The organism is Roseibium sp. MB-4 (assembly GCF_053005265.1).
In genome coordinates this window covers 29017-51977 of sequence record NZ_JBRKQB010000004.1, presented here as the reverse complement: position 1 = coordinate 51977, position 22961 = coordinate 29017, and the positions used below count along the sequence as shown (strand labels likewise).

Below are 22961 nucleotides of genomic sequence, written 5' to 3'. Positions count from 1 at the left end.
GAGCCCGAAACCTTAGCCGGACAGCAGTGGGCTTGGCCCAAGGCTCCCTAACGTTTTATCTCCTAGCAGCATGGCCATATTCGAAGTTTTGTTAGGCCGCCCTATCGTCGCCATTGCTGGCATCTGAGCGCAGAACCATACCGTAGAGATCGCGCGGGTCGTCGGGGTCTGCGAGAAGATCCAGTTTTTCGAAGTGACCGGTGCTCGGCAGCATATCGTTGACATACCGAAGGGCGGAAAAGTCCTCGATGGCAAAGCCGACACTGTCGAACAATGTGATCTGAGTATCAGAGGTTCTGCCCTCCGCTTGGCCTGAATAGACCTTCCAGAGTTCTGTCACCGGATGATCGGCATCGAGCTGTTGGAGTTCGCCCTCTTCGCGGGTTTGTTCGGGCAGTTCCACGAAGATATCGGACCGGAGCAGGATGTCCTTGTGCAGTTCGGTCTTGCCGGGGCAGTCGCCGCCAATCGCATTGATATGGACGCCAGACCCCACCATGTTGTCGGTTAGGATCGTGGCATAGCGTTTGTCGGCGGTTACGGTTGTGATGATTTCAGCGCCTTCAATGGCGTCTTCCGGCGTTTTGCAGATCGTCACATTCAGTCCGGAGTGCGCGAGGTTTCGCGCCAAGCGCAAACTGGCCGCCGGTTCAATGTCATAGGCGCGGATATCGGTGATGCCGAGCATGTCCTTGAAAGCCAGACACTGGAAATCAGACTGTGCGCCATTTCCGATGATCGCCATGGTTTTTGAGTTCTTTGGCGCCAGATATTTTGCCGCAAGCGCAGAATTGGCGGCTGTCCGCAGCGCGGTCAGGATCGTCATTTCCGTAAACAGCACCGGATAGCCGGTCGACATGTGCGACAAGACGCCGAAGCCTGTAACCGTCTGCATGCCGGTGCATGTGTTGCCCGGGTGCCCGTTGACGTATTTGAAGCCGAAATACTCATCATCGCTCGCGGGCATCAACTCGATCACGCCTTGCGGTGCATGCGCCGGAATACGCGGTTTCTTGTCGAAGCTTTCCCAACGGCGGAAATCCTGCTCGATATACTCGGCGATGCCGCGCATGAAAGTCTCGGCACCAATGGCCCGGACGTTGCGCATCATGTTGTCGACACTGACAAAAGGCACGTAAGCCAGGTCGGACGGGTTCGGGTTGTGAAGGGTCTCAGTCATAGGGTCCTCAATAGCTGCGTGTCGGACGGTCGAAGACGCGGCGGCCGAACAAGCTGCCGGTCAGATCGACCATCAAGCGGGCGGTCTTGCCGCGGTCATCCAAAAAGGGGTTGAGTTCAACGAGGTCGAGGGATGTCACGAGGCCGCTGTCGTGCAGCATTTCCATGACCAGGTGCGCTTCACGGAATGTCGCCCCACCCGGAACGGTGGTGCCGACGGCTGGCGCAATGTCCGGATCCAGGAAATCCACATCGAGGCTTACGTGCAGCAGACCATTTTCGGCGCGTACGCGTTCCAGGAATGGGTGAAGGAGTTTGCCGATCCCCTCTTCGTCAATCCGGCGCATATCGGAAACACCTGCGCCATGCCGGACAAGAAAGTCTCGCTCAGCCTCATCAATGGACCGCACGCCCATGATTTCCACCCGGTCTGCCGAAACCGGGTGGGTCAAGGGCACGCCAAGCACGGCATCAAATCCCGGCAAGCCACAAGCGAACGCAAGCGGTGTTCCATGCAGATTGCCGCTGTCCGTGCTCTCCAGCGTATGGAAGTCCGAGTGGGCGTCGAGCCAGAGCACAAACAGGGGTCGGCCCTTGTCAGCAGCAGCCTTTGCCTGCCCGGCCACGGTTCCGGCGGCCAGGGAATGGTCACCGCCAAGATAGATCGGAAAACTGTCACCGGTTCCGAGGTCGGAGGCCTTCTTGAAGAGTGACCGGGTCCAGCCGGCATAAGCGCCAAAATTCTTCACGGTCCCATTGGGAGGTCGGACATCATCCACCGTTTCCGGTTGGAGATTGCCGTCATCGCGGACGTGATGGCCAAGGGCTTTAAGGGTCTTGGCAAGTCCCGCCGTCCGGTAGGCATCAGGGCCCATGAGGCAGCCACGCCGCCCGGTGCCTTCTTCGACCGGAGCTCCGACAAGAACGATATTCTGCTTCAAGGTTTTCCGCCCCTGCGCCCATGACAATTATTCGGGCAAGAGTGCGGATGTGACGCGGTGGAGTAAATCCCGAGACTTGATCAAAATAGTGCTGAGATCTATCATTTTGAAAACTATAATTTATCAGAATGATATAATGGACAATCTTGATACACGTTTGATCTCGCTTTTACGTCACGATGGTCGCAGGTCGGTTTCCGATTTGGCAACCGATTTGAAAGTTTCCCGGGCGACCGTTCGCTCCCGCATGGAAAGACTGATTGAAAGCGGCGAAATCCTGGGTTTCACGGCAGTTCTCAGAGATGATTGGCGGGATTTGCCGATCAGGGCCGTGACGCTTGTTCATGTTGATGGGCGAAACACTGATCCGGTCAGCAAGGCACTCGCGGCAATGACCGAAGTGCGCGCCATCCACTCAACGAACGGCAAGTGGGACCTTGTTCTGGAAATCGCCGCCAGAGACCTGGAAGCTTTTGATGATGCCCTTCATCGCATCCGGCTGATTGAAGGGATTGCTGGAACAGAAACCAATATCCTTTTGAGCACGCGAAAGGGCCCTGCTGTCTCGGCCGATCACTTCAAGGATGCGCTTGGGTGAGAATGGCTCGCAAATCGGGTCGAAGTCCCTACTCGCGGGAGATATAGTCTGGTCGAATTACAGCAAACGATGGTTTTGACATGACCAAGGCACTCGACCTTTCACAATTGGCGTCTGACCCCAAGCCGATCTCTGTCGGTGAGGAAGCGGCTGAAAACTATGCAGTTGTCCGCCGAACATTGAAACGGATCACCGAAGATTGGCGGGATCAGCCGACCCTTGAATTGTTGGCGAAGGAGGCGGGTTTGCAGCCGATCCAGTTGCAGCGGGTGTTTGCGCGCTGGGCAGGACTCACTCCAAAGCAGTTTCTTCAGGCGATTACGCTGGATCACGCCAAGGCGTTGCTGCGCGATACGGCAAGTGTTTTGGATGCTTCCTATGAGGTCGGCCTGTCAGGCTCGTCCCGGCTGCATGATCTCTTTGTCACCCATGAAGCGATGACCCCGGGGGATTACCGCAATCGCGGCGCCGGTTTGAACATCGCCTACGGATTTCATCCCTCGCCCTTCGGCCAGGTGCTGATCATGGCCACTGACAAGGGCCTGGCCGGTCTCGGATTTGCGGACCCCGGGGAAGAGGACAGCGCGCTCAGCGATATGTGCGAGCGCTGGCCGGCGGCAAGCTTCCACAACGATCCGGAAGCAACAGCTAAATATGCAGGCCGGGTGTTTGACCCAAAGAAGTGGCAGGAAGACCAACCGCTCAACATCGTCATGATCGGGACTGATTTTGAGATCCGTGTTTGGCAGACCCTTTTGAAAATCCCGATGGGGAAGGCAACCACCTATTCCGATATTGCGGCCTGCCTTGGCAAACCGAAAGCGTCCCGGGCCGTCGGGACCGCTGTGGGGCGCAATCCGATTTCCTTCGTCGTGCCCTGCCACCGGGTCTTGGCCAAAGGCGGCAAACTCGGGGGCTACCACTGGGGCTTGACCCGCAAACGTGCCATTTTGGGCTGGGAAACTGGCTTGTCAGGCCCGGTTCTGGAGTGTGTTTGACCCAAACGCTGCAAAGTGCCCGACCGCGTTTGTAAACTCAATCATTCATTCTTGAGGGAACACGGCCTGTGTTGCTGTCCCGGCCTTGCGCCGGGACCTCAATAGGTAACCCCGGCTCAAGGCCGGGGAGGCTCTGCCGAGGTAATAGAGAACAGGGTGCGGTTTAGTGAACCGGGCCTTCCGGCATCGGATAATTTCCGGTGATTTCCCAACCAAAGGCGGTCATGCGTTCGGCTGCCATCTGGGTCACCGTTCCTGTGATTAGAAAATCGACGCCTGTTGGCGGGAACGGCAACCGGTTCAAGCCTTCCTGCAGATCGGAAAATGTTTTGGCAGCCAGTTCTGTCCACGCAAGAGTGTCATAGGGCATGACGATGGCGGCCATACCGTCGCGCCGCATCGCGACCGAAGTGCCCGCGACGTCCCGGATCTGACCCAAGCCGGAAATCTTGCGATGGTAGGTTTCCAAAAGCACGATCCGGCGCAGCTGGAAATAGGCAAGTCCCCTGTCTGTCACGCCAGCAGCGTCTTCGGCAATCAGATCAAGCCCCTGAACGCTTGACATCGCCGCCATCTGGTAGGCGATGACGGCCTTTTCCGAGGCCGTATAGTGAGGATTGGCGTCGATGTTCATGATGTTGCGTTCCGAAACACCTGCCTTTCGGAAGGTATCGAGCGTCCGCTCGCGCAATTCGCTTTCGGTGCTGTCAACGATCACGTTCCGGAAGTCTTCCGCGGCCCGGGTGGCATTGACGAAGACGCCGCCGGGAATGAGTGCCGTGATCGCAGTCACTGTCCAGCTCCCGGCAGACGTAACGCTCGCCGTCTCATCGAGCTTTGCCGACAAAGCCTTGTCAAAGGTATAAGGATCGACGCCGAGTTGAACGGCCAGCTCGCGCCGCGCCTGCGCTTGTCCTGTGATGGACTTGGCAATATCAGCGGCCGACCCGCCCTGTCCGGTGACGGCAGATTCTACGCCCTTGCCCAGCCGGCTGAAAACCCGGCCTACACCTGAAACGGTGCTTTTGGCCGTGCCGACCGGGTCCTGAATGGTGCTTTCGACAAACTCGACGGGTTTTTGTGCAGACTGTTTCAGGCCGTCCAGGAAGCTTGCGTCATTCTTCAGGCTTTCCAGCGCGACAAATGCCTTGATTTCCGACAATCGCATTTTCAAAAGGCCATCGCCGCGGAACTGTTCGATGCCCTGATCGGCTTGCAGCTCATAGTCGTGCAGAAAGCCCGTGCTTCTGACCGGCGGCAGCACGGCATAGCCCGGACCAACCTCTTTCCCGTCAAGCAGTTGGGCTGGTGCCACTTCTGGCGCGGTTTCATATTGGTCAGACAGGCTCAGAGCTGGTCCGGTGAGCAATCCGGTGAAGAGTGCGCACGCCGCCAATCGCTTGAATGCCAAACCCGAAACCATCATCAACAAACCTCCAGAGTACCAGTGTCAGGAGTGAGGTCAGTCTGGCGCCATATTGTTTCGGGCCAGTGCCTCACCTGCCAAGTAAAGCGAACCGCAAATCAAAATGCGCGGTGGTTCGCCATCTTTTGCGGCACAAGCTGCCACATCGGCAAGGGCCGCGTCCAGGGATGGAAATGGGGTCGCTTCAAGACCGGCGCAACGGGCGAGATCTGCAAGGTCCTCCGGCGTGCGCGCCGTGTTGGTGGTTGCGATCGGCACCGTTCCGACATGACGGACAAGTCCGTCGAACGGCCGGAAAAAGCCGACAGGATCCTTCGTTGTCAGCATCCCGGCAACCAGATAGAGCGGCCGCGGTCCCCGCTCTTCCTGCTCTCCCATGAATTGAGCAACAGTCACCCCAGCGCCCGGATTATGACCACCGTCGAGCCAGATTTCTGATCCCTTCGGGCACATGTCCACCAACGGACCATGTGTGAGCGGTTGGAGACGCCCTGGCCAATTCACGGATTTCAATCCCGCATCGATGGACGTGACATCGGGCAGAAGGTTAGCGGCTTTAAGAGCGGCCAGAGCAAGAGCGGAATTGGCATATTGATGGCCGCCGCCGAGAATTGGCTGCGCGAGATCCACAAGACCATCGTCGTCCTGATAGGCCATGCGGCCCTGATCCGGGTGTGCGACAAAATCCTGACTACACACCTTGAGGGTTGCTCTGCACCGTGCTGCCTGGCGCTCAATAACCTTTTGGGCCGCGGGATCCTGTTCCGCTGAAACAACCGGGCGTCCGGGTTTGATTATGCCGGCTTTTTCGGCGGCAATGACGCTGAGGTCATCGCCCAGGAACTTCTCATGATCCATCGATACCGGCGTTATGACCGAGACCAGCGGGTCATCAATCACATTGGTAGCGTCCAGACGCCCGCCGAGGCCGACCTCCAGCAAGACGACATCTGCCGGATGTTCGGCAAACAACAGAAAAGCGGCGGCCGTTGTAATCTCAAAGAAGGTGATTTCCTCGCCGCCATTGGCCTCCTCACAGCGTTGCAGCGCATCGAAGAGCTCCGGGTCGGAGACGAACTTGCCGTCATTTCCGAGCCGGATGCGTTCGTTGAAGGAGACGAGATGGGGCGAAGTATAGACGTGGCATCGTTTTCCGGATGCTTCCAGAATTGCACGCAGGGTCGCGGTCACCGAACCTTTGCCATTTGTCCCGGCAATGTGAATGACCGGCGGCAAGCGCTTTTCAGGTGATCCAAGTGCTGCGAGCAAACGGTGCATGCGCCCGAGAGACAGATCGATCTCTTTCGGATGCAAGGCCAGAAGGCGGTCGAGAATTCTTGTGATTTGATCCAAGGCGCCCTCCGGAGGGTCCCATGTGTGTCCATTGGCGGCTCTGCCCGCCTGTTGGAGATAGCGGGTCAAGAGGGTCCATGACCGCCCGGAACTGACCGACCTTGGTCGATTTCCGACATAAGCCAGTCAACTCTGTAGGTTATTCAGCGACTTCAGGCTGTTTCTTCGGCTCTTGGGCGTCTGAAGTTGTCGCCTCTTCGGTCTCCGAAGCCGCTTCGGTCGAGGTCTCGTCGGCGATCATTGCCGGCAACTCGACTTCGCGTTTCATCAAGATCCCGCAGACCCGCGCAAGGGTGTTCTTCATTTCCTGACGCGGTACCACCATGTCGACCATGCCATGATCGAGAAGGTACTCCGCTGTCTGGAAATCGTCCGGCAGCTTTTCGCGAACGGTTTGTTCGATCACCCGGCGGCCGGCAAAACCGATCATCGCGCCGGGCTCTGCAATGTGCACATCGCCAAGCATCGCATAGGACGCGGAAACGCCGCCCGTCGTTGGGTTGGTGAGGACAACGATGTAGGGAAGCCCGGCTTCGCGAAGCATCTGGATGCCGACGGTGGTGCGCGGCATTTGCATCAAGGACAGGATGCCTTCCTGCATGCGCGCTCCGCCGGATGCGGTGAACATGACAAAGGGTGTTTTGGCTTCTACGGCCTTCATCATGCCGGAGAGGATCGCCTCACCAACGGCCATGCCCAAGGACCCGCCTACAAAGTCGAAGTCCTGAATGGCGGCGGTCATGTCCATGCCGTTGACCTTGCCCTGGGCAACATGGATCGCTTCTTCTTCGCCGGTCTTCGCCCGTGCGTCCTTCAGGCGGTCCGTGTAGCGTTTGCTATCGCGGAACTTCAAAGGATCGATGGTGACATCCGGGGCGTCGAGGCGCGTGTAGTTGCCCTCGTCAAAAAGGGACTCGAGCCGCTTTCGCGCCGGCATCCGCATATGGTGGCCGGAGCTCGGAATGACCCAAAGGTTTGCTTCCAGATCGCGGTGAAAAACCATTTCACCGGTCTCAGGGCATTTGATCCAGAGATTTTCCGGAACCTCGCGCTTCTTCCAAAGACCGCTGATCTTTGGGCGCACAATAGAGTTGATCCAGTTCACGTTAAACGCGTCCGTCTACTCAAGTTACACAACAGCGGAGCGATATGTCCGCCGGAAAACGTACATTTTTAAGGCCTTACCTTTAGGCGGCCCGGGCCCGCGCGCAACCTGATGCAAGATCTGCGACCACGTCGGCAACGGCTTGCACGGTCTTGTCTGTTGCCTTGCCGTCAGCATCCAGGCTGTCCTTGACCGCGTTCACCAGCACCGAGCCGACGACGACACCGTCAGCGTCCTTGCCGATGACGGCAGCCTGATCGGCCGTTTTAACGCCAAAACCGACAGCAACCGGCAGATCTGTATGACCCTTGATGCGGTTGACAGCCGCTGTGACACGACCGGTATCGGCAATCTGCGCGCCGGTAATACCAGTCACGGAAACGTAATAGACGAAACCGGAGGTATTGGCCAGAACTGCCGGAAGGCGTTTGTCATCGGTCGTTGGGGTCGCAAGACGAATGAAGTTCAAACCGGCTTCCAAGGCCGGAATGCAGAATTCATCGTCGGCTTCTGCCGGTACATCAACGATGATGAAACCGTCTACGCCTGCTTCCTTGGCGACGTGAACGAATTTCTTCGGATCGCGTACGTAGATCGGGTTGAAGTAGCCCATCAGAATGATCGGCGTATCCTGATCCTGTTTGCGGAACGTCCGCACCATGTCCAATGTGTTGTCCATGGTGTGACCGGCGGCAAGTGCGCGCTGGTTGGCAAGCTGGATCGGAATGCCTTCTGCCATCGGATCGGAAAACGGCATGCCGAGTTCGATCACATCTGCTCCGGCTGCCGGAAGGGCATTGAGAATGGCTTGTGACGTTTCGAGATCGGGATCGCCCGCGGTTATGAACGTGACCAGAGCCGGTCGGCCTGCGTCGGCACATGCCTTGAACCGTCGATCGATACGCGTTTCCGTCATTCAGCTGTCCTCTTGCCACAGACGCAGGCTGTCGCTGCCTGCCAATCATCAGAGCGATGTAGGGGAGCGGGCAAGGGGATGTCAATCAAAGAACGGTTCTTTGCGGCCTCCTAAGGGTCTCGACGGTCTTTGATGCGTCAAATGAGGACAATTTGGCGCGTTTACCGGCCGCCGAAGTACTTATTGTAGAGGTGGTTTGCGATGTCGTTACGCTCAACACCCATCCGGGACAGGCTTTCTGGCGACATTTGGCGCATCCGATTGTAGTCGGCGCTCATACGTTGAGCCTGACCGATTTGGTCCAGAAAACTGGAAACCGAACGAAAAGCCATCGGAACATCCTTTGAGGTCTTTGAGAAGCTGAGTTTGTTTCCTCTAATGTAAACAACCGCATGGATGTGAGTAGCGCCGGTTTTGCATTGCAGCATTACCGAATTGGCGGACCTGGGCGATCAGACTTCTATGGCCCAGGCCGCTCTGCATCCCGTGCAGATCAGCCCATCGTCAAATTTTCGAACTGGAAATGTGCACTTGGTGCGCCTATATTCCTGCCATAGCCAAGAACAAAAGGAGCCGAAAATGGCCCACTCCCTCTTCGAACCGGCTCCAATGCCGTTTCATGAGAAACTCATGCGGCGTATGCGCGACCTCAGCGGCCATGTGCCAGCGCGGATACCAAGGATCGCGGCCCGTCTTCCGGCCGATCCCGGTTTGGTACGCCAGGCCAAGCGTCTGGACGCGCGTGGACAACAATTGCTGCTGGAAGCGGTTTTCGACGCAGAAACGCCCGCAAAATAAAAGCCGCGCACCTTGGGGTGCGCGGCTTCTTTTTAGCTGTGGTGTTGCAGCTTACAGGTCGAAGCCAAGCATCTCGCCGACTGCGAAAACATCCTTGTCGCCGCGGCCGCATAGGTTCATGACGATAATCTGATCCTTGTCCATCTGCGGAGCCATCTTTGCAACCTGTGCCAGGGCGTGAGCCGGTTCCAGCGCCGGGATGATGCCCTCAACCCGTGTCAGCATCTGGAAAGCGGCCAAGGCTTCGTCATCCATGATCGGGATGTATTCGGCACGGCCGATTTCTTTCAGCCAAGAGTGTTCGGGACCGATCCCGGGGTAATCGAGACCAGCAGAAATCGAGTGACCTTCGAGAATCTGGCCGTCGTCATCCTGCATCAGATACGTACGGTTTCCGTGAAGGACGCCGGGCTTGCCGGCATTCAAGGAAGCGCAGTGTTCTTCACCGGTCAGGCCACGGCCACCGGCTTCAACACCAACGATTTTCACGTCCTTGTCATCCAGGAAAGGATGAAACAGGCCGATGGCATTGGAACCGCCGCCAACGGCAGCCACGAGGACGTCCGGAAGACGGCCTTCGGCTTCGAGCATCTGTTCGCGCAGTTCCTTGCCGATCACGGACTGGAAGTCGCGCACCAATTCCGGATACGGGTGCGGACCAGCGGCCGTCCCGATCAGGTAATAGGTATCGTCAACGTTGGTGACCCAGTCGCGGAGCGCCTCGTTCATGGCGTCTTTGAGCGTACCGGCGCCGGCGGTGACCGGGACGATCTCCGCGCCCAAGAGCTTCATCCGGAACACGTTCGGTTTTTGCCGCTCAACGTCTGTCGCACCCATGTATACAACACAGGGGAGGCCAAAACGCGCACAAACGGTTGCAGTTGCAACGCCATGCTGCCCGGCACCTGTTTCTGCGATGATCCGGGTCTTGCCCATGCGCTTGGCAAGCAGGATCTGGCCCAGGCAGTTGTTGATCTTGTGGGAGCCGGTGTGATTCAGCTCATCCCGCTTGAAATAGATCTTCGCACCGCCCAGTTCCTCGGTCAGCCGCTCTGCAAAATACAGCGGAGACGGCCGGCCGGTGTAATGGGTATTGAGACTTTTGACTTCGGCCAGAAAGTCCGGATCGTTCTTGGCGGCTTTGTAATGCTCTTCCAGATCCAGGATCAGCGGCATCAGGGTCTCGGCAACATACCGGCCACCAAAAATGCCGAAATGCCCGCGATCGTCCGGACCGGTCCGGATACTGTTCGCCATATCGTTCACGCGTTTACTCCTTAACCGCTTCCGCCTGAATGTCCTTTACCTTCGCCAGGAAGGATCGGATCAATGCCGGGTCCTTGACGCCGCGTTCGCGCTCAACTCCGGACGACAGGTCGATTTCCTTGGCTCCGCTCAGGCGGATTGCCTCGGCAACGTTGTCCATGTTCAATCCACCCGAAAGCATGAACGGCTTCTTCAGGTCAAGATCTTTCAAAAGTGTCCAGTCAAACGAAACACCATTGCCACCCGGGATGTTTGATCCCGCCGGCGGTTTGGCGTCGAAAAGGATCCGGTCAGCTACAATAGAGTAGTAAAGCGCCTGTTCCAGATCCGATTTATCGGAAACGGAGATCGCTTTCATGATCTTCTTGCCATGCATCACCTTGGCGGCTGCGAGGGATTCCGGGGCTTCGCTGCCGTGAAACTGGAAATAGTCTGGCGCGACCAGCTCGTTGATCCGCGACAATCCGTCCAGATCCATATTGACTGTCAGGGCGACGATGTCGGCTTTGCCGCGCGCCATATCCGCAAGCTTGCAGGCATCTGACAGGTTTACATGGCGCGGGCTTTTGGGAAAGAACACCAGCCCGACCATATCTGCGCCCGCATGAAGGGCCGCCTGCATGGTGTCTTCGGTCGACAGACCGCAGATTTTAACTTTGATATCCGACATGGCTTCGAGGTATCGCCGCTGCGGAAGGGTTTGTCAAAAGGAGATGGCTTCCCCCTTCATTCTTCCGGTTGTTTTACCAGTTTCGCGACAATTTTGCGCACGATCGGCGCGAGAACGAGGACAGCGGGAAACGCGACCGCCCAGGCAAACAACCAGGACTCAATCCAGAAACTAAAAAATTCTGGATGCGGTCCGACCGCTCGGAACGTCGCGATGCCGGACACAAGGAACGACATGGATCCGGACAGCATGGCGCCGAAAAGGTAAGGAGCGAATTTTGGATGCATGGGTGGGTCCGGATCCTTGGAATGAATGCTTACTACGTGACAAAGAGCCTGATCGGCGCTGATCAAGTGTGTGGCAGGAGGAGTTATCCCTCTTCCAGCAACTCGGCCCAGGTTTTCGGATTGTCACCATTGAGTGGATTTTTGGGCGAGCATTTGTAGCGGATGGTTTCCATCCGGAAAGCCTTCGCATCAAACATCATCAGCCGGCCAGTGAGCCCCTCGCCTGTACCGGTGAGTTCTTTCAACACTTCCATGGCCTGCATGGTGCCGAGAATTCCTGTCAGTGCGCCAAGAACGCCAGCCTGTTCGCAAGTCGGCAACAATCCGGCCCGGGGCTTTTGCGGGAAGAGGCACCGATAAGTCGGATTGGGAGTGCCATCTTCGCCACTCTCAAAGGGCCGCAAGGTGGTGATAGAGCCATCAAATTGACCGACAGCCGCCGTCACCAGCGGTTTCTTGGCAAAAAAACAGGCGTCCGACACAAGATAGCGCGTGTCGAAGTTGTCTGATCCATCGACCACCAGATCAAAGGCGGAAATCAGCTGCAGAGCGTTTTGGCCGGTGATCCGGAACGGAAATGGTCTCACCTCGACATTCGGATTGAGTCTTGCAATGGCTTCAGCAGCGCTCGCGACCTTCGGCTCGCCCAGCTGGTTGGTGTCGTGGATCACCTGTCGCTGCAGGTTGGAAAGCGAGACGGCGTCATCATCCACGATGCCAAGCATCCCGACCCCGGCGGCGGCCAGGTACTGCAACACCGGCGCGCCCAGACCTCCGGCGCCAATTATCAGAACCTTCGCGGCTTTCAGTTTCTGTTGCCCGGCTCCGCCGATGTCCTGAAGGACAATATGGCGGGCGTAGCGTTCCAGTTCAGCGGGCGACAATGACTGCATAATGAGGAGGCCTGTCCTGAGATTTCATTGCTTAGATGGGGGCACATAATGGTTTCGATCAAGCGTTAGCCCAAAATTCGGCTGACCAGCCGCGCTGTGTAGTCAACCATCGGAATGACTCTCGAATAATTCAGCCGGGTTGGCCCAATGACGCCGAGTGCGCCGACGATCCGCTGGTTGCTGTCCCGGTAGGGCGAAACCACTAGGGAGGATCCGGACAAGGAAAAGAGATTGTTCTCCGAGCCAATGAATATACGGACGCCCTCGCCTTTTTCGGCCAGGCCCAGAAGCTGAATGAGATCCTTCTTGTTCTCCAGATCGTCGAACAAAAGCTTGATCCGCTCCAGATCCTCGGCGGCATCCAGGTCGGACAACAGATTGGACCGGCCGCGGACAATCAGCGTACCGGGATCCGTGACACCGTTTTCCCCGGTCCATACGGCGAGGCCGGCATCAATGACTTTTTGACTGAGTTGATCCAGTTCGGCCTGATCCGCCGCGCGCACTTTTTCAAGTTCAGATCGAATCTCGCTGATCGTGCGTCCCTGGATCATGGAATTCAGGTAGTTCGAGGCTTCGACCAGCGCGGAGGATGGTAGATTTGGCGGCAGTTCAACGACCCTGTTTTCGACCGATCCATCTTCTCCAACCAGAATGGCGAGCGCCTTCAGTGGTTCAATGCGGACAAACTCAATGTGCTTCAGCCGCATGTCGGACTTATGGGTCAGCACAACACCTGCGCCCATCGACAGGCCTGACAGCAATTGGCTCGCCTCTGTCAGAACCTGTTCTGCGGAATTGGCCTGTTGAGAGGCCTTGACCTGAACATCGATCTGGCGGCGCTCTTCCTGGGTCAAATCGCCGACCTCAAGCAGCGCATCAACAAAAAACCTGAGGCCCATTTCTGTTGGAAGGCGTCCGGCGCTGGTATGCGGCGAATGCAGGAGGCCCATGTGCTCCAGATCCGACATCACATTGCGAATCGAGGCTGGTGATAGCGAAATGTTGGGATTGCGCGAGATGTTGCGCGAGCCGACCGGCTCTCCGGTATCAAGATAGGATTCCACGATCGAGCGGAAGATTTCCCGGGATCTTCTGTCGAGGTCGCTGAGGCTCAAGGTGTTTGTCTCCGTTACGGTCACCAAAAACGCGTTGATCCAACGCTCATTCTTCAAGATATAGGCGCAAAACGGTCCAATGGTGAAGCTTGGCCTTTACGGCGCCGGGAAATGGGGTCTAAAAGGCCGTGAACAAACGGGGTGAACCTTTGGGTTTTGCCTTGATAACGGGCTGAAAGGGAGAGCCATGCGTCCTTCAAAACGCGCTGCCGATGAACTTCGTGCCGTCACGCTGGAGCGTGGCGTGTCCAAACATGCCGAGGGCTCGTGCCTGGTGAAGTTCGGCGATACGCATGTGCTGTGTACCGCAAGCCTGGAAGAGCGCGTCCCGCCGTGGCTGCGCGGCCAGAACAAGGGCTGGGTCACTGCCGAATATGGCATGCTGCCACGTGCCACCGGCAGCCGGATGCGCCGTGAGGCGAGCGCTGGCAAACAGTCCGGCCGCACACAGGAAATCCAGCGCCTGATTGGCCGCTCCCTGCGTGCCGTTGTGGATCTGCAGGCGCTGGGCGAAGTCCAGATTTCCGTCGATTGCGATGTCATCCAGGCTGATGGCGGCACGCGAACCGCTGCTATCACCGGGGCCTGGGTGGCTTTGCGCGACTGTGTTGAGTGGATGAAAGCCCGGGACATGGTGTCCGGGGAGGTGTTGACCGACCACATTGCGGCGATTTCCTGCGGGATTTACGAAAACACACCGGTCCTTGATCTGGACTATGATGAAGACAGCACGGCCGAGACTGACGCCAATTTCGTCATGACCGGATCTGGCGGCATCGTGGAAATTCAGGGCACAGCGGAAGGCAAGCCGTTCTCCGAGGACGAGTTCGGTCAGCTGATGAACCTTGCAAAGGCAGGGATCACACGCTTGGTCGACCTTCAGAAAATGGCAATCCTGTAAGGACGTGACCACCATGAGCCACCGCAAACTGGAACCGGGAAAGCTGGTTGTTGCCAGCCACAACAAGGGCAAGCTGCGCGAGATCAATGAGCTCCTGCAGCCCTACGGGTTTGAGGTGGTCTCTGCGGGGGATCTCGGCCTTCCTGAGCCGGAAGAGACCGGAACGACGTTTGAAGCGAATGCCGAAATCAAGGCTGTGGCGTCCGCAACGGCCGCCAATCTGCCGGCCTTGGCCGATGACAGCGGCTTCTGTGTAGCCGAACTGAACGGAGATCCCGGTATTTATTCCGCGCGCTGGGCGGGGCCTGACAAGGACTTCGCCATGGCGATGCGCACCGTGGAAGAAAAACTCCAATCGGCCGGGGCAACGACACCGGAGCGCCGCCGCGGCTCGTTTGTCGCGGTGTTGTGCCTGGCCTGGCCGGATGGGCACAAGGAATTCTTCCGTGGTGAGGTGGAAGGCCAAATCGTCTGGCCGCCGCGCGGCACTCAAGGTTTTGGCTACGATCCGGTGTTTCAGCCGGACGGACATGAGCGCACCTTCGGCGAGATGACGTCGGAGGAAAAACACGGCTGGGGTCCGGATACACCTGCCTTGTCGCACCGCTCGCGCGCCTTCGAGCTCTTCGCTAAGGCCTGTTTGGAGGGATAATCGACGTGGCACCGATCCAGGCGTCAGATGCGGGATTTGGCATTTATGTGCATTGGCCGTTTTGTGCGGCTAAATGCCCGTATTGTGATTTCAATTCGCATGTGCGCCACCAGCCTGTCGATCAAGCCCGCTTTGCGGCCGCATTCGAGCGTGAATTGAGCCATTTCGCCGAGATGACACAAGGCAAGGTGGTCCAGTCGGTATTTTTGGGTGGCGGGACCCCGTCTCTGATGGAGCCGGCGACCGTTGAACGTGTTCTGACCGCAATTTCAGACCGTTGGTCACTGGACCCGAATGTTGAAATTTCTCTGGAAGCCAATCCGACCTCGGTGGAAGCAGAGCGCTTTAGAGGATACCGGGCAGCCGGCGTGAACCGCGTCTCTTTGGGCGTTCAGTCGCTTCACGATGAAGACCTGAAACTGCTTGGCCGCTTGCACGACGCCGCGACGGCCCGCCGGGCGATTGAAACGGCCCGGGCGACCTTCCCGCGCTTGTCCTTTGATCTGATCTACGCCCGGCCCAATCAGACCTTGACGCAGTGGGAAGCTGAGCTGATGGACGCTATTGCTCTCGCGGCTGATCACCTGTCGCTCTACCAGCTGACGATCGAGGAAGGCACACCCTTCTACACGCTCTATCACGCTGGCAAGCTGACCATGCCGGATCAGGATTTGGGCGCAGAGTTTTATGAGTTGACGCAGAAGGTTACGGAAGCTGAAGGCTTGCCGGCCTATGAAGTGTCCAACCACGCCAAGCCCGGCGCCGAATGCCGTCACAATCTCGTCTATTGGCGTTATGGCGATTATGTGGGCGTTGGTCCGGGCGCCCATGGCCGTTTATCCGTCGGAGTGAACCGGATGGCGACGTCCGTCGAGCGCCACCCTGAAACCTGGCTGGAGACTGTTGAGCAGAACGGCCACGGCATGATCGAATTCTCCGGCCTTAACGAAGAAGAGCAGGGTGATGAATTCCTGCTTATGGGACTGCGGTTGACCGAAGGGATTGATCTTAAACGCTATGAGGCGTTTGCGCACCGATCCGTCGATCCCAAGCGTTTAAACGACCTTCTGGAACACGGAATGGTGGAAGAACTCGGGGAAAACCGGGTTCGTGCAACGCGGGAAGGATTTTTTGTTCTGGACGCTGTGGTCGCGGATTTGGCTGCATAACCTGATTTTCTTGAGCGCTTTAATACATTTATCACTTTGATTTAAATAGCTAACTTTCTTAATCACCGGGTAACTGCTTTGGCGGCAAAATAATTCGTTCGCCGAAAAAAGGTCTAGAATGACCGGGTCCCTACCAATTACCAGTATTGCCGGGGCCAAGTGGCGTGGCTATCCTGCTGCAATGCAACAGGTGGTGCAGGAACAACCGTCATGTATTCCGAGTTCATAAAAACGGCGGGTAGCAACTACCTGAACAAAGGAGATGCCCCTTTGCCTTTTTATCATCTTTACGAGCTGAACCATGCGGCTATGGCGCCTCTGCGCGCAATGGCAGATATGACCAAGCTGTATTTTCAAAATCCTCTGAACCCGATGACCCACACCAGCATGGGCCGGCAAATTGCCGCCAGCTGTGAGGTTCTAGAACGCACAACACGGCGCTATGGCAAGCCGGAGTTCGGCATTGACGATACGGTTGTCGGCGGTGTCCGGGTCCCAGTGCGGGAAACCGCGGTATGGAGCCGGCCGTTCTGTGATCTGATCCGCTTTGAGCGCGGCGTCACCACACAGCGCAACGACCCGAAGATACTGATCGTTGCGCCGATGTCTGGACACTATGCGACACTGCTCCGCGGCACTGTCGAAGCGTTGCTGCCAAACGCTGATGTTTACATCACGGACTGGATCGATGCGCGGATGGTTCCGATCCAGGACGGCAAGTTCGATCTGGACGACTACATCGATTACATCATTTCGATGCTGCACTTCCTCGGCCCGGACGCTCATGTGCTTGGCGTTTGCCAACCATCCGTTCCGGTTCTGGCCGCCGTTGCCGTGATGGAAGACCGGGACGACCCATATGTTCCGTCCACAATGACCTTGATGGGCGGACCGATTGACACCCGCGTTGCGCCGACCGCAGTGAATGACCTCGCCGTTTCCAAGGGAATCGACTGGTTCAAGAACAACGTCATCATGAAGGTGCCCTTCCCGCACCCTGGTTTCATGCGCGATGTCTATCCGGGCTTCCTGCAGTTGTCCGGTTTCATGAGCATGAACCTCGACCGGCATGTGACTGCGCACAAGGACTTCTTCCAGCACCTTGTGGAAGGTGACGGCGACAGCGCGGAAAAACATCGCGAGTTCTATGACGAATATCTCGCAGTCATGGATTTGACGGCCGAATTCTACCTTCAGACGGTCGAAACAGTCTTCATCGACCATTCGCTGCCCCAAGGCACGATGATGCACAATGGGCGCTTGGTGGATTGCACCAAGATTACGCATACGGCTCTTCTCACAGTCGAAGGTGAAAAGGACGACATCACAGGCCGGGGTCAGACGAAAGCCGCGCATGCGCTCTGCACCAACCTTGCAGACGATATGAAGGCGCACTACGAGCAGCCCAATGTCGGCCACTACGGTGTCTTCAACGGATCCCGTTGGCGTGCAGAAATCGCACCGCGCGTGATGGATTTCATCCGTTCGAACCGGGCGGATATGCGCGGCAAGAAATCGGCGCCTGCAGCGTCAAAACCGGCTACTGCACCTGCCAAAGCTGCGTCTGCGGCCGCACCGTCCAAGGCACCACTGGAAAAAATCCTGTTGGCCAAGCCAAAGGGTGTCGCTGACGATTTGACCGCGATCAGCGGTGTCGGTCCCAAACTACAAGCAGCGCTCAACGAGGCAGGCATCTTCCATTACTGGCAGATCGCGTCGCTGACTGATGAGCAGATTGAAGCGCTTGATTCCAAACTGGATTTCCGTGGTCGTATGGCGCGTGACAATTGGATCGAGCAGGCCCGTCAGTTGTCTGAAACGGTAAGCTGACGCGATAATCCGCGCTCGCTTTTTCAAGATTGAAATCCCCGCCGGAAACGGTGGGGATTTTCTCGTTTGGGGTGCGGGAACGCTCGAATCCGGATCACAAATCCTTGAAGCGCGCTGCGTCAATCCCCACCTCAAGGTCGTGGATGTCTTTAATGGATAGGACAATGACGACGACCAAAAGCTGCATGATTAAACCTGCCTGGACGCCGATGACCATTGGTCTGATGGTGCTTGGGTTCGTGGTGTTCTGGCCGCTGGGCCTCGCCATGTTGGCCTACATTTTGTGGGGCGACAGATTTGAGGGAATGGCGCGCGACGCGCGGGATCAATGGCGTGGAAGTCCGCTGAAAGGAGCATTTGAAAACATGAACAAGCCTTCTTACAGCCGGACCGGCAATGTTGCGTTCGATGAGTATCGTGAGCGCGAATTGAAACGTCTTGAGGAAGAGCGGGCGAAGATCGACGCCATGCGCAACGAATTCGATGAGTTCCTGACTGAGTTGCGCCGTGCGCGTGATCAGGAAGAGTTCGATCGCTTCATGGCCAATCGTGGCCGTCCCAACACCGGGCCGGAAGCAAACCCGGCCTAAGTCTGATACCTCCTCCCAGAGCCGCCTTATCCCCGGGCGGTCAGACCGAGAGCGGCGCCTTGAAAAGCGCCGCTTTCGTCCGTTTAAACGACCGGCTTTCTCGCCTAATATTCACCCACAATGATTCGACTGAAACGCTTGGGGACCAATCTGCGCGCCCGAAAACCGGCACTGCCGGACCACATCGAAATAGACACTGGTGACGTGCCGGTGCGCATTCGGTTGCGCGCCAATCCAAGAGCGCAGCGCTATCTCTTGCGATTGCCGGCGGACCATTCCGGACCGGTTCTGACGGTGCCGAAAGGTGGTGATTTACAAAGGGCCGAGCGGTTTGCCCGCCAGCACATCGATTGGCTCCTTGAGCGGCTTGAAGGCCGGCCGGACCACGTTGCGTTGCGTCCCGGCGATCTCGTGCCGCTGAGGGGCAAAGAGCACTTGATCGTCCCGACCGGTCAGCTTCGTGGTCTGGTCTCTACTGGACAGGCTGTGTGCGGGACCCCGGCACTGCTCGTGCCCGGTGCTGAGGAGCACGCGCCGAGGAAGGTGACCACCTGGTTGAAGGGTCAGGCGAAGGCTGACTTAACGGAACGCGCCGAAGATCATGCGGCAAAGATTGGCAAGAAGATTGCCGCGATCAGTGTTCGCGACACCAAGAGCCGCTGGGGCTCGTGCGCGTCCAACGGCCGATTGTCCTTCTCCTGGCGACTTATCCTGGCACCACCGGACATTCTGGATTATGTCGCGGCCCACGAGGTGGCGCATTTGAAGGAAATGAACCACTCGGACCGGTTTTGGCGCTTGTGCGAAGAGCTTGCTCCGCAAACACCTGAAGCCCGAGTCTGGCTCAAAGAACACGGGGTCCGGCTGCACGGCTACGGATGAGGCACTGAACCGTCGTGCGTTCAGGAAATTGCGCGCTGATCTAACCACCGCCGCCAAAGAGGTTGCGCAACAGGTTGAGTGGTCCTTTCCGTTCACCCGTATCACCAACACCAGCCGGAGGCACAGGGCCGCTGTCAGGTCCGGTGCTGGACGGTGGAGCCACCGGTCGTTTGGGTGCAGAAACGGTCGCAGGCAGGCTTGGAACGCCTGGCAGATCTGCCACAGGACGGCTCTTGTGCGCGGAATCCATCACCGATTTCCACACTTCGGCGGCAATCTTGCCCCCTGATGCCTTCTTGGTCGGGGAATTGTCGTCATTGCCGAACCAGACGGCCGTCGTCATGTTGCCCGTGTAGCCAATGAACCAGGCATCACGAAACGCCTGACTGGTGCCGGTTTTGCCGCCGGCCGGGCGGCCATCTTCCAGCCGGGCCTTCCGGCCGGTTCCGGTCAGAAGCGTTTCCGACATCATCAAGTTCATGTTGCCGACATCGCGCCGGTCAACCACGCGGCCCCGGCCATCGCCGGTTCGAGAGTAGATCGTCTTCCCGTCCACGGTTTTGATCCGCCGGATGATGTGCGGCAGAACCCCGTAACCGCCGTTGGAAAACGGGACATAGGCGGCGGCTATTTCTAGGGGCGTGACTTCCGACGTGCCCAGCGAAAGGGACAGGTTAGTTTTCAAATCCGATGTGATCCCAAGACGCCGTGCCGTTGAGGCGACATTGCCTGCCCCCACTTCGTAGGCAAGTCGAGCGGCCACAGTGTTGAGAGACAGGCTCAAGGCGCGTGTCAGTGTAACGGGGCCATAATATTGTTTTGTATAGTTTTTCGGCGACCAGCCACCGATGGTGATCGGCTGATCCTGGCGGACGGTTTGTGGCGACATGCCGTTTTCAAGAGCAGCCAGATAAACAAACGGTTTGAACGCAGAGCCTGGCTGACGTTTGGCATAGACGGCGCGGTTGAACTGGCTCTTGGAGTAATCGGCCCCACCGACCATCGCCTTGACCGCGCCAGCCGTATCCATTGTAACAATTGCGCCTTGCGACACGCCCAAAGCTTGCCGGTTTTCCGAGATGGCTGAGCGAAGTGCGGCTTCTGCAGCCTGCTGGATGCTTGGGTCGATTGTTGTATCGACGATGATGTCGCTGTCTATGGATCCGACAAAGTGCGGCAGGACGTCCATCACCCAGTCAGCGGCATAATTCTCACTGGCGGTTGTGTAGCGGCGGACGACCTTTGCCGGGGCAGCCAAAGCATTCTTGGCCTCATCTGAGGTGATGTACCCTTCTTCGTGCATCGCAGCGAGCACAAGCTGAGCCCGGTCTTCCGCAAGATCCGGATTGACAGCGGGAGAAAAACGGGACGGCGCCTTCAAGAGCCCCGCGATCGTGGCCGCTTCTGCAATTGTCATGAGCCGGGCGGACTTGCCGAAATAGCGGCGCGCGGCGGCATCAACGCCGTAAGCGCCTGAGCCAAGATAGACCCGGTTCAGATACATCTCCAGGATCTCGTCCTTGGAGTATTCGGCCTCCAGCCAGAACGCGAGGACCAGCTCCTGGATCTTCCGTTTGATCGTCCGGTCCGGCTCCAGAAACAGGTTTTTGGCAAGCTGCTGTGTGAGCGTCGAACCGCCTTGCACGAGCCGGCCTGTCGTGATGTTTGTGACGAAGGCCCGGCCAAGGCCAATGGGGTCAATGCCGAAATGGGACCGGTAGCGGCGATCCTCAATCGCGATCACCGCATTAGGCAAATAAGGTGGCAATTGTTCGAGACGGACAGCTTCGCCGCCTGTATCGCCTCTGTTTGCGATCAGCTGGCCGTTGGCAGCAACGATTTTTACGTTTGGCGGCCTTGCTGGAACCTGCCATTCGGATGTCGGCGGGAGGTAAGCGGCATAATAGCCAACAATACAAACGACAGCGATGCCTGCCCATATTCCAAGGACCGCGCTCCAGTAAAGTCCGCGTTTTACAAGCCTGCCCAGAGCGGGCATGAACGATGACCGGGCTTTTCTTTTCTGGCTGCGGCGCTTGGCGCCGGACCGGCCACCTCTGCCCTTCGAACTTCCGGACCTCGATTTCGCACTGCCACGCTGAGAGGTGGACTTGGCAGACGAGGGTTTCTTTGACTTCGGGGTGCTGCCAGCTTTGGACTTGGGCTTCGATTTGGATGTGGTCTTGGCCTTCGTGCGCTTCTTGCCCGACGGGCCGCTCGGACGGTCATCCGGGCGCAGCCGCAGGTCCAGCAGACTGCTGCTGGATGCGCCGAAAGTCGGCTCGACCCGTGCCTGGCGTTTCGCCCGTGGCGCCATCAATTTCCGTCCCATACCAAGTTGCCGGAAACTCCGGCTTTCCCCGGTCATGATTCTAGAATGCGGCGATTTAAGGGGGCGTTAAGCCTTTCGGAAATTGGGCTTCAGAATGGAGATTCGATCCACAACGGACGATTAGCTGGCGTAGCGGCTCGCGTCGGCGCCATAGTAGTTTACATACCTTGTGTTCAGTTCTGAAACCGGCATCACGATCAACACGTCGGTCGTCCCGAACTGATGGTCAATCACCGCACCGTCGCCGACAAAAGCCCCCAGACGAAGATACCCTTTGATGAGCGGCGGCAGCGCCCGGAGGGCTTCCTTCTGGTTGATGTCGGAAGCGGGCCTGCGATTCATATCCACAAAGCGGTTCTCGACAGCGCGAACCCGCCATTCTTCCGGCGCAAGTGAATTGTGGTGCAGAAAACCCAGCTGATCAGCCATGGCGTCGGGGTTGGTCCCTTCAATGGATGCACAGCCCAGCATGACGTCGATCTTGTGCCGCAAAATGTAAGACCAAAGACCGTGCCAGAGCAGCTCGATGGTCTTCTTGTTCCGGTAAGGTTTCAGAACGCAGGACCGGCCAAGCTCCATGAACCGTTTGCCGGGATTGGCATCGATCAATGACTGGATGTCGTATTCTGCGGATGTGTAGAACCCGCCATGCCGGTCCGCAACATCCTGGCGCAAAACACGGTAGGTGCCGACGATTTCGGGCTTCAAACGGCCGAGCTTGTTTCGCTTGAGAGAGGCGTGATCTACAACCAGGAGATGGTCGCAATAGGCATCGAAAGGATCGGCGTCGCGCCGTGTTGCCAAAGTCTGTGCGTCGGCGACTGCGGACATTTCTTCATAAAACACTTCATAGCGAAGGCGCTGGGCTTTTTTGACTTCCTTGAAATTGCGCGCCATGCGCACTTCGAGGGATCCGATACGTCCAAGGGTGTCGCCGGTTTTGACCGGCATCTGAACGGCCCCGTGCGGGACAGCTGGCAGCGGGCGCATCGCAGGCGTAAATTTCCGCACCAGTTTTCTTGGAGAAAATAGGTTCTGGCGCATCATGGACGGTCCA

At 57.6% G+C, this 22961-nt stretch carries 23 protein-coding genes; 9 read left to right on the top strand and 14 right to left on the bottom strand.

Annotated features, from left to right (window positions below):
• Positions 1-91: 91 nt before the first annotated feature.
• Together ocd and rocF are read right to left on the bottom strand one after the other, a co-directional pair.
• On the bottom strand, positions 92-1180 hold the full coding sequence (ocd, locus tag ACVDG4_RS19670) for an ornithine cyclodeaminase (protein ID WP_447236369.1): 1089 nt from the start codon (positions 1178-1180) through the stop codon (positions 92-94).
• A 7-nt stretch (positions 1181-1187) separates the two neighbouring features.
• Positions 1188-2120: an arginase gene (gene rocF, locus ACVDG4_RS19665; protein WP_447236368.1), complete on the bottom strand. Its 933-nt coding sequence runs from the start codon at positions 2118-2120 to the stop codon at positions 1188-1190.
• Positions 2121-2256: 136 nt separating this feature from the next.
• Between rocF and ACVDG4_RS19660 the strand changes: the two genes are divergently transcribed.
• Positions 2257-2718 (top strand): Lrp/AsnC family transcriptional regulator, encoded by a 462-nt coding sequence (locus tag ACVDG4_RS19660; protein WP_447236367.1) that lies wholly within the window; start codon positions 2257-2259, stop codon positions 2716-2718.
• An 80-nt stretch (positions 2719-2798) separates the two neighbouring features.
• Positions 2799-3716 (top strand): methylated-DNA--[protein]-cysteine S-methyltransferase, encoded by a 918-nt coding sequence (locus ACVDG4_RS19655; protein WP_447236366.1) that lies wholly within the window; start codon positions 2799-2801, stop codon positions 3714-3716.
• A 163-nt stretch (positions 3717-3879) separates the two neighbouring features.
• On the opposite strand, the gene ACVDG4_RS19650 is transcribed toward ACVDG4_RS19655, so the two are convergent.
• The 5 genes from ACVDG4_RS19650 to ACVDG4_RS19630 all read right to left on the bottom strand — a co-directional run bounded on the left by ACVDG4_RS19650 (position 3880) and on the right by ACVDG4_RS19630 (position 8848).
• Positions 3880-5142, bottom strand: coding sequence for a hypothetical protein (locus tag ACVDG4_RS19650; RefSeq protein ID WP_447236365.1), 1263 nt, complete (start codon positions 5140-5142; stop codon positions 3880-3882).
• A 36-nt stretch (positions 5143-5178) separates the two neighbouring features.
• Positions 5179-6495 (bottom strand): bifunctional folylpolyglutamate synthase/dihydrofolate synthase, encoded by a 1317-nt coding sequence (locus tag ACVDG4_RS19645; RefSeq protein WP_447236364.1) that lies wholly within the window; start codon positions 6493-6495, stop codon positions 5179-5181.
• Positions 6496-6634: 139 nt separating this feature from the next.
• The gene (accD, locus tag ACVDG4_RS19640; RefSeq protein ID WP_447236363.1) at positions 6635-7600 is read right to left on the bottom strand and encodes an acetyl-CoA carboxylase, carboxyltransferase subunit beta; all 966 of its coding nucleotides are present in this window, start codon (positions 7598-7600) and stop codon (positions 6635-6637) included.
• Between the two features lie 82 nt (positions 7601-7682).
• Complete coding sequence (gene trpA / locus ACVDG4_RS19635) at positions 7683-8516, bottom strand: tryptophan synthase subunit alpha (RefSeq protein WP_055673125.1); 834 nt, start codon at positions 8514-8516, stop codon at positions 7683-7685.
• 161 nt (positions 8517-8677) lie between these two features.
• Entirely contained in the window at positions 8678-8848 is a 171-nt protein-coding gene (locus tag ACVDG4_RS19630) for a hypothetical protein (protein WP_447236362.1), read from the bottom strand.
• Positions 8849-9095: 247 nt separating this feature from the next.
• On the opposite strand from ACVDG4_RS19630, the gene ACVDG4_RS19625 reads away from it, so the two are divergent.
• Complete coding sequence (locus ACVDG4_RS19625) at positions 9096-9314, top strand: hypothetical protein (RefSeq protein ID WP_447236361.1); 219 nt, start codon at positions 9096-9098, stop codon at positions 9312-9314.
• A 51-nt stretch (positions 9315-9365) separates the two neighbouring features.
• On the opposite strand, the gene trpB is transcribed toward ACVDG4_RS19625, so the two are convergent.
• From trpB to hrcA, 5 genes are all read right to left on the bottom strand, one after another.
• A complete protein-coding gene (trpB, locus tag ACVDG4_RS19620; RefSeq protein WP_133952850.1) occupies positions 9366-10571 on the bottom strand; it encodes a tryptophan synthase subunit beta in 1206 nt (401 codons plus the stop codon).
• Between the two features lie 13 nt (positions 10572-10584).
• Positions 10585-11250, bottom strand: a complete 666-nt coding sequence (locus ACVDG4_RS19615; RefSeq protein ID WP_447236360.1) for a phosphoribosylanthranilate isomerase — start codon at positions 11248-11250, stop codon at positions 10585-10587.
• 56 nt (positions 11251-11306) lie between these two features.
• The gene (locus tag ACVDG4_RS19610) at positions 11307-11537 is read right to left on the bottom strand and encodes a DUF2798 domain-containing protein (RefSeq protein WP_420339279.1); all 231 of its coding nucleotides are present in this window, start codon (positions 11535-11537) and stop codon (positions 11307-11309) included.
• A gap of 83 nt (positions 11538-11620) precedes the next feature.
• A complete protein-coding gene (locus ACVDG4_RS19605; RefSeq protein ID WP_447236359.1) occupies positions 11621-12430 on the bottom strand; it encodes a HesA/MoeB/ThiF family protein in 810 nt (269 codons plus the stop codon).
• 65 nt (positions 12431-12495) lie between these two features.
• Positions 12496-13587: a heat-inducible transcriptional repressor HrcA gene (hrcA, locus tag ACVDG4_RS19600; protein ID WP_447236742.1), complete on the bottom strand. Its 1092-nt coding sequence runs from the start codon at positions 13585-13587 to the stop codon at positions 12496-12498.
• Between the two features lie 148 nt (positions 13588-13735).
• Between hrcA and rph the strand changes: the two genes are divergently transcribed.
• From rph to ACVDG4_RS19570, 6 genes are all read left to right on the top strand, one after another.
• A complete protein-coding gene (rph, locus tag ACVDG4_RS19595; protein WP_133952690.1) occupies positions 13736-14449 on the top strand; it encodes a ribonuclease PH in 714 nt (237 codons plus the stop codon).
• 13 nt (positions 14450-14462) lie between these two features.
• Complete coding sequence (rdgB, locus tag ACVDG4_RS19590) at positions 14463-15101, top strand: RdgB/HAM1 family non-canonical purine NTP pyrophosphatase (RefSeq protein ID WP_447236358.1); 639 nt, start codon at positions 14463-14465, stop codon at positions 15099-15101.
• 5 nt (positions 15102-15106) lie between these two features.
• Positions 15107-16270 carry a radical SAM family heme chaperone HemW gene (gene hemW / locus ACVDG4_RS19585; RefSeq protein ID WP_447236357.1) on the top strand — a complete coding sequence of 388 codons (1164 nt, stop codon included), beginning with the start codon at positions 15107-15109 and terminating at the stop codon, positions 16268-16270.
• 270 nt (positions 16271-16540) lie between these two features.
• Positions 16541-18100, top strand: coding sequence for a polyhydroxyalkanoate depolymerase (phaZ, locus tag ACVDG4_RS19580; RefSeq protein ID WP_522731724.1), 1560 nt, complete (start codon positions 16541-16543; stop codon positions 18098-18100).
• Between the two features lie 164 nt (positions 18101-18264).
• Positions 18265-18690: a DUF2852 domain-containing protein gene (locus ACVDG4_RS19575; protein ID WP_166672846.1), complete on the top strand. Its 426-nt coding sequence runs from the start codon at positions 18265-18267 to the stop codon at positions 18688-18690.
• A 120-nt stretch (positions 18691-18810) separates the two neighbouring features.
• Entirely contained in the window at positions 18811-19572 is a 762-nt protein-coding gene (locus ACVDG4_RS19570) for a M48 family metallopeptidase (protein WP_447236356.1), read from the top strand.
• A gap of 40 nt (positions 19573-19612) precedes the next feature.
• Here ACVDG4_RS19570 and ACVDG4_RS19565 read toward each other — a convergent pair whose 3' ends face one another.
• Positions 19613-21889: a transglycosylase domain-containing protein gene (locus ACVDG4_RS19565; RefSeq protein WP_447236355.1), complete on the bottom strand. Its 2277-nt coding sequence runs from the start codon at positions 21887-21889 to the stop codon at positions 19613-19615.
• 135 nt (positions 21890-22024) lie between these two features.
• Entirely contained in the window at positions 22025-22894 is an 870-nt protein-coding gene (gene olsB / locus ACVDG4_RS19560; RefSeq protein ID WP_447236740.1) for a l-ornithine N(alpha)-acyltransferase, read from the bottom strand.
• Positions 22895-22961 lie beyond the last annotated feature (67 nt).

What these genes read in the sequence shown, in the direction of transcription:
- ocd (WP_447236369.1), bottom strand. Translation starts at nt 1,180, where the DNA reads ATGACTGAGACCCTTCACAACCCGAACCCGTCCGACCTGGCTTACGTG.
- ACVDG4_RS19660 (WP_447236367.1), top strand. Translation starts at nt 2,257, where the DNA reads ATGGACAATCTTGATACACGTTTGATCTCGCTTTTACGTCACGATGGT.
- ACVDG4_RS19655 (WP_447236366.1), top strand. Translation starts at nt 2,799, where the DNA reads ATGACCAAGGCACTCGACCTTTCACAATTGGCGTCTGACCCCAAGCCG.
- ACVDG4_RS19650 (WP_447236365.1), bottom strand. Translation starts at nt 5,142, where the DNA reads ATGATGGTTTCGGGTTTGGCATTCAAGCGATTGGCGGCGTGCGCACTC.
- trpA (WP_055673125.1), bottom strand. Translation starts at nt 8,516, where the DNA reads ATGACGGAAACGCGTATCGATCGACGGTTCAAGGCATGTGCCGACGCA.
- ACVDG4_RS19630 (WP_447236362.1), bottom strand. Translation starts at nt 8,848, where the DNA reads ATGGCTTTTCGTTCGGTTTCCAGTTTTCTGGACCAAATCGGTCAGGCT.
- ACVDG4_RS19625 (WP_447236361.1), top strand. Translation starts at nt 9,096, where the DNA reads ATGGCCCACTCCCTCTTCGAACCGGCTCCAATGCCGTTTCATGAGAAA.
- trpB (WP_133952850.1), bottom strand. Translation starts at nt 10,571, where the DNA reads ATGGCGAACAGTATCCGGACCGGTCCGGACGATCGCGGGCATTTCGGC.
- ACVDG4_RS19615 (WP_447236360.1), bottom strand. Translation starts at nt 11,250, where the DNA reads ATGTCGGATATCAAAGTTAAAATCTGCGGTCTGTCGACCGAAGACACC.
- ACVDG4_RS19610 (WP_420339279.1), bottom strand. Translation starts at nt 11,537, where the DNA reads ATGCATCCAAAATTCGCTCCTTACCTTTTCGGCGCCATGCTGTCCGGA.
- ACVDG4_RS19605 (WP_447236359.1), bottom strand. Translation starts at nt 12,430, where the DNA reads ATGCAGTCATTGTCGCCCGCTGAACTGGAACGCTACGCCCGCCATATT.
- rph (WP_133952690.1), top strand. Translation starts at nt 13,736, where the DNA reads ATGCGTCCTTCAAAACGCGCTGCCGATGAACTTCGTGCCGTCACGCTG.
- rdgB (WP_447236358.1), top strand. Translation starts at nt 14,463, where the DNA reads ATGAGCCACCGCAAACTGGAACCGGGAAAGCTGGTTGTTGCCAGCCAC.
- ACVDG4_RS19575 (WP_166672846.1), top strand. Translation starts at nt 18,265, where the DNA reads ATGACGACGACCAAAAGCTGCATGATTAAACCTGCCTGGACGCCGATG.
- ACVDG4_RS19570 (WP_447236356.1), top strand. Translation starts at nt 18,811, where the DNA reads ATGATTCGACTGAAACGCTTGGGGACCAATCTGCGCGCCCGAAAACCG.
- ACVDG4_RS19565 (WP_447236355.1), bottom strand. Translation starts at nt 21,889, where the DNA reads ATGGCGCCACGGGCGAAACGCCAGGCACGGGTCGAGCCGACTTTCGGC.
- olsB (WP_447236740.1), bottom strand. Translation starts at nt 22,894, where the DNA reads ATGCGCCCGCTGCCAGCTGTCCCGCACGGGGCCGTTCAGATGCCGGTC.